This is a genomic window from Psychrobacter sp. TB20-MNA-CIBAN-0197, from assembly GCF_040309765.1.
Lineage (GTDB): Bacteria > Pseudomonadota > Gammaproteobacteria > Pseudomonadales > Moraxellaceae > Psychrobacter > Psychrobacter submarinus.
Genome location: NZ_JBEOPC010000408.1, coordinates 1 through 280 on the forward strand (window position 1 = coordinate 1; position 280 = coordinate 280).

Below are 280 nucleotides of genomic sequence, written 5' to 3' on the forward strand. Positions count from 1 at the left end.
GCGTCCCCAGTTACCGACGCCGGCGCATTTGAGGTGGGAAATGATCACCGGCGATTGCGCGTGTCGGCCGATTTGAAATGCTTCGTCCATCGCCTCCAGCACCGGAGCGAATTCGCTGCGCAGATGGGTGGTGTACACCGCGCCGAACGCCGTCAGTTCTTCGGTCAGTTGCATGACTTCATCAGTGGACGCGTTGAAGGCGCTGGCGTAGGCCAGGCCTGTGGATAAACCCAACGCGCCGGCCTCGAGGCTGTCGCGCAGTTGCTCTCGCATCGCAGTG

At 62.1% G+C, this 280-nt stretch carries 1 pseudogene; it reads right to left on the reverse strand.

From position 1 onward, the window contains the following. Nucleotides 1–280, reverse strand: a pseudogene (locus AAEY83_RS14250) (N-acyl-D-glutamate deacylase); the annotation flags it as partial.